Origin of the sequence: Muricoccus pecuniae (genome assembly GCF_014199205.1) — a bacterium.
Classification (GTDB): domain Bacteria; phylum Pseudomonadota; class Alphaproteobacteria; order Acetobacterales; family Acetobacteraceae; genus Roseomonas; species Roseomonas pecuniae.
In genome coordinates, this window is record NZ_JACIJD010000060.1 from 1 (window position 1) to 4,983 (window position 4,983).

The 4,983-nt window shown below is 73.8% G+C and carries 3 protein-coding genes; all 3 read left to right on the top strand.

Translation table 11 applies throughout. The features are described 5' to 3' along the window. Nucleotides 1–881, top strand: an 881-nt coding sequence (locus FHS87_RS22925) for a hydroxyacid dehydrogenase (protein WP_184522143.1), incomplete at its 5' end; no start/stop codon positions are given. Between the two features lie 10 nt (nt 882–891). Beyond that, nucleotides 892–3,954, top strand: a complete 3,063-nt coding sequence (ydiJ, locus tag FHS87_RS22930; RefSeq protein ID WP_184522146.1) for a D-2-hydroxyglutarate dehydrogenase YdiJ — start codon at nt 892–894, stop codon at nt 3,952–3,954. 38 nt (nt 3,955–3,992) lie between these two features. Further along, nucleotides 3,993–4,982: a tripartite tricarboxylate transporter substrate binding protein gene (locus FHS87_RS22935; protein ID WP_184522149.1), complete on the top strand. Its 990-nt coding sequence runs from the start codon at nt 3,993–3,995 to the stop codon at nt 4,980–4,982. Nucleotide 4,983: the final 1 nt, after the last annotated feature.

Consider the following 4,983-nt stretch of genomic DNA (forward strand, 5'->3'; position numbering starts at 1 on the left):
CCGCCATCCGCGAGCACCGCCCGGTGGCCATCCTGCACCGGCAGGGCATCATCAACGGCACGGTGATGGATGCGGCCGCGCCGGGCCTGCGGCTGGTGGCGCGCCACGGCGCCGGCATCGACGGGATCGACATCCCCGCGGCGCGCGCCCGCAACCTGACCGTGACCCGCGCGGCGGGCGCGAACTCCCGCTCGGTGGCCGAGCACGCGATGGCGCTGATGCTGACCATGCTGAAGGACCTTCCCTCCGTCACCGCCGGCATGCGCGACGGCCTCTGGGAGAAGACCTCCCGCATGACCCGCGACATCGACGGGATGACGCTGGGCATCGTCGGCTACGGCGCGATCGGCACCAAGGTCGCGCGCATGGCGGCCGCCTTCGGGATGCGCGTGCTGGCCTATGACCCCCTTCTGCCCGCCGGCCCGCTCTCCGGCCCGGCCGGGCGGGTGGACAGCCTGCCCGAGCTGCTGCGCCAGTCCGAGGTCCTGTCCTTGCACCTGCCGCTGGAGCCGGAGACCCGCGGCATGATCGGCGCGGCGGAGCTCGCGATGCTGCCCAGGGGCGCCATCCTCGTCCACACCGCGCGCGGCGGGATCGTGGACCAGGACGCGCTGCTGGCGGCGCTGGATTCCGGCCAGTTGAGCTGGGCGGGCGTGGACGTCTTCACCAAGGAGCCGCTGGAGGCGGACAGCCCCTTCCGCACCCATCCGCGCGTGGTTCCCACCCCGCATCTGGCCGCCAACACGCCGCGCGGCGCGACCGGCATGGCCTGCGGCGCGGCGGAGAGCATCATCGCGGTCCTGGCCGGGCGCGTGCCGGCGCTGGAGGGCGCGGTGGTCGTCCCCGGCGGGCTGCCCGCCGACCTCGTGCAGGCGGTCTGAGAGGGCAAGCATGATCCCGCGCATCCCCGAGGCGCCTCCGCCGGAGGCGCTCACCCGCGCCTTCCTGGACGCGCTGCGGGCGGCCGGGTTCACGGGCGAGCTGTCGTCCGGCGACGCGGACCGGATGGTCTTCGCCACCGACAACTCCATCTACCGCGTCCCGCCCCAGGCCGTGCTCTTCCCGCGGGACACAGCGGACGTGGCGCGCGCCATGCGGCTGCTGGCCGATGAGCGCTTCCGCGGGGTGGTGCTGGCGCCTCGCGGCGGCGGCACGGGCACGAACGGGCAGTCCCTGACGGCCGGCATCGTGCTCGACCTGTCGCGCCACATGAACCGCATCCTGGAGATCGACCCGGCGGGGCGGCGCGTGCGCGTGCAGGCCGGCGTGGTGAAGGACCAGCTCAACGCGGCCCTCGCCCCGCACGGCCTGTTCTTCGCGCCGGAGCTCTCCACCTCCAACCGCGCGACGATCGGGGGCATGATCTCGACCGACGCCTCCGGCCAGGGCTCCTGCCTCTACGGCAAGACGCGGGACCACGTGCTGGAGCTCACCACGGTCCTGACCGACGGGACAGCCTGGCATTCCGCCCCGCTGGAGGACGAGGCTCTCCGCAGCGTCCAGCGCCGGACCGACCTGGTGGGCGCCGTCCATCGCGCGGTGGACACCATCCAGCGCGAGCACGCCGCCGAGATCGAGGCGGGCTTCCCCAGGCTGAACCGCTGCCTGACCGGCTACGACCTGGCCCATATCAGGGACGGCCAGGGCCGCTTCGACCTGAACAGCGTGATCTGCGGTGCCGAGGGCACGCTGGGCGTGGTGACGGAAGCCACGCTCAACGTGCTCCCCATTCCGGAGCACGTCGCCCTGGTGAACCTGCGCTACGACAGCTTCGATGCGGCGCTGCGCGACGCCGGCGCGCTGATCGCTCTCGGCGCCGCTTCCGTCGAGACGGTGGACAGCAAGGTCCTCGGCCTCGCGCAGAACGACATCGTCTGGGAAGGCGTGCGCGCCTACTTCCCCGAGGATGCCGGGCGCCCGACGCGCGGCGTGCTGCTGGTGGAGTTCGTGGGCGACACGCAGGCCGCCGTGGAAGCCTCGCTCGGGCGCCTGACCGCGATGCTGGACGCCGAGGGCTTCGGTGGCCGCCGCCTCGGCTACACCGTCGCCCGCGGCGAGCCGGCCGTCGGCGCCATCTGGGACATGCGCAAGCGCGCCGTGGGCTTGCTCGGGAACATGGCGGGCGAGAAGCGCCCCATCGCCTTCGTCGAGGACACGGCGGTGCCGCCGGAGCGGCTGGCGGACTACATCGCCGAGTTCCGCGCCCTGCTGGACGGCGCCGGGCTGGACTACGGCATGTTCGGGCATGTCGATGCGGGAGTCCTGCACGTCCGCCCGGCCATCGACATGAAGGACCCGGCCCAGGAGCGGCTGATCCGCGAGGTGTCGGACGGCGTGGCAGCCCTCACCCAGCGCTATGGTGGCCTGCTCTGGGGCGAGCACGGCAAGGGCGTGCGGTCCGAGTACTCGCCCCGCTTCTTCGGCCCGCTCTACCCGCTGGTGCAGGCCGTGAAGGCCGCCTTCGACCCCCACAACCAGCTCAACCCCGGCAAGATCGCAACGCCCCCGGAAGGCGGCGCCCTGCTGCGGGTGGACGGCGTGCCGACGCGCGGCGCGGCCGACCGCGCCATCCCCGAGGCGGCGCGCGCGCCCTACGACACGGCCATGCACTGCAACGGCAACGGCGCCTGCTTCAACTGGGACGCCGACGACGCGATGTGCCCCTCCTGGAAGGGCACGCGGGAGCGGCGGCACTCGCCCAAGGGCCGCGCGATGCTGGTGCGGGAGTGGCTGCGGCGGCTAGGCGAGGCCGGGGTGGACCCGGTGGCCGAGGCCCAGGCGCTGCGGACCTCCCCTCCCCTGCGCGGCTTCCTCGCACGCCTGCGGAACACGCTCGCGCGGCGGCGCGGCGAGGCCGACTTCTCGCACGGCGTGAAGGAGGCGATGGACGGCTGCCTCGCCTGCAAGTCCTGCACCGGCGGCTGCCCCATCAAGGTGAACGTGCCGGACTTCCGGGCCCGGTTCCTGGAACTCTACCACGGCCGCTACCTGCGCCCGCTGCGGCACCACCTGGTCGCGGGGGCCGAGCGCGTGCTGCCGCGCGCGTCGCGCGTCCCGCGCCTCTACAATGCCGTGCTGGGCAGCGGCCCCGGCCGGGCCGCGCTGCGCGCCATCGGGCTCGTGGACAGCCCGCCCGTCTCCGGCATCGAGCTGGGCGCGGAACTCGCCGCCCGCGGCGTCGCCGTCGCGGCACCCGATGCGCTGCGCGCGCTGCCGGACGCCGAGCGCGACCGTTCCGTGATCCTCGTCCAGGACGCCTTCACCAGCTTCAACGAGACCCGGCTCCTGCTCGACGTGCTCGACCTCATGCTGGCCCTCGGCGCGCGGCCCTGGGTCGCGCCCTTCCGGCCGAACGGGAAGCCGCTCCACGTGCACGGCCTCCTCGGCGCCTTCGGCCGTGCGGCCGAGGCGAACGCGGCGATGCTGGGCGAGTTGGCGGGTACGGGGGTTCCCCTGGTCGGGATCGACCCTTCGATGACGCTGACCTACCGGGCGGAGTACCGGGACGCGGGCGTGAAGGTCCCGACCGTCCTGCTGCTCCAGGAATGGCTGGCGCAGCGGCAGGGCGAGATGCCGCAGGCACGCCGGCAGGCGCCCTACCGCCTCCTCCTGCACTGCACGGAGCGCACCAACGCCGCGGCCTCGCCGCGCGAGTGGCGCGCCGTCTTTGCCCGGCACGGGCTGGCGCTCGAGGTCGTCGCGGCCGGCTGCTGCGGCATGGCGGGCACCTACGGCCACGAGGCCGAGCACCGCGCCATGTCGGAACACCTCTACGGCCTGAGCTGGAAGCGCCACGTGGCGGCGGGCGGGGATCTCCTGGCGACCGGCTACTCGTGCCGCTCCCAGGCCAGGCGCCTGGACGGCGTCGCGCTACGCCACCCCGCGCAGGCCCTGCTGGCCGCGATCCGGAAAGGGCGCGGCGAGGAGCCGGTCCCGCTGCCGCGCGCGGCCTGAGCCCTGCGCGAGAACGATACGAGGAGGAACCAAGAAACATGCGAGACAGGATCCTGGGCCGTCGCGGCCTTCTCACAGCCGGCGCGGCCCTCGCCGCCGTGCCGCTCGCCCGCCCGGCCCTGGCGCAGGCTGCCTGGCCCGCCGGGCGACCGATCGAGCTGATCGTGGGCTTCGCCCCCGGTGGCGGCACGGACGTGATGCTGCGCGCTCTCGCCCAGGCCATGGCCGCCGAGCTGCCCGGCTCCAACTTCGTCATCAGCAACCGCCCCGGCGCGGGCGGCGAGACGGCCTATGCGCTTCTCCAGGCCGCGCGGCCGGACGGCTTCACCATCGGCGGACTGAACACGCCGGGCTACCTCTCCGTGCCGATCGAGCGCCGCGTGCGCTACGACCGCACGAAGATCCGCGCCATCGCCCGACTGGTCGATGATCCCAGCGCCTTCGTCGTGCACCAGGACTCACCCTACAAGTCCCTCGCCGACCTCGTGGCGGACGCGAAGCGCCGGCCGGGCCAGATCAGCGTCGGCTCGTCGGGCGTCGGCACGGACGACCATCTCGGCCTCACGCTGTTCCAGGCGGCCACCGGAACGGAGTTCATCCACGCTCCCTATGCCGGCGCCGGGCTGGTGAAGAACGCGGTGCTCGCGCGGCACATCGACGTCGCCGGACTGAACCTCGGCGAGATCGGGATGCTCGGCCAGGACAGGCCGGCGCTGCGCCCGCTCGCCGGCATGGGCGAGCACCGCTGGGACCTGATGCCGGACGTGCCGACCTTCCGCGAGCTGGGCTACGACGTGCTGATGACGAGCGAGCGCGGCATCGGCGCGCCGCGCGGTGTGCCGGACGAGATCGCGCTGCGCCTGCAGGAAGCGGTCGCGCGCGTGGTCGCCAAGCCGGAATGGGCCGAGAAGGCCCGGCAGCTCGAGCTGCCCATGGCCTATCTGCCGGGCGCCGAGTGGGAGGCGCAGATGCCGGCGCAGGAGGCCCGCTACCGCGCCATCTGGGAGAAGACCCCGTGGCAGCAGTGAC

What these genes read in the sequence shown, in the direction of transcription:
- ydiJ (WP_184522146.1), top strand. Translation starts at nt 892, where the DNA reads ATGATCCCGCGCATCCCCGAGGCGCCTCCGCCGGAGGCGCTCACCCGC.
- FHS87_RS22935 (WP_184522149.1), top strand. Translation starts at nt 3,993, where the DNA reads ATGCGAGACAGGATCCTGGGCCGTCGCGGCCTTCTCACAGCCGGCGCG.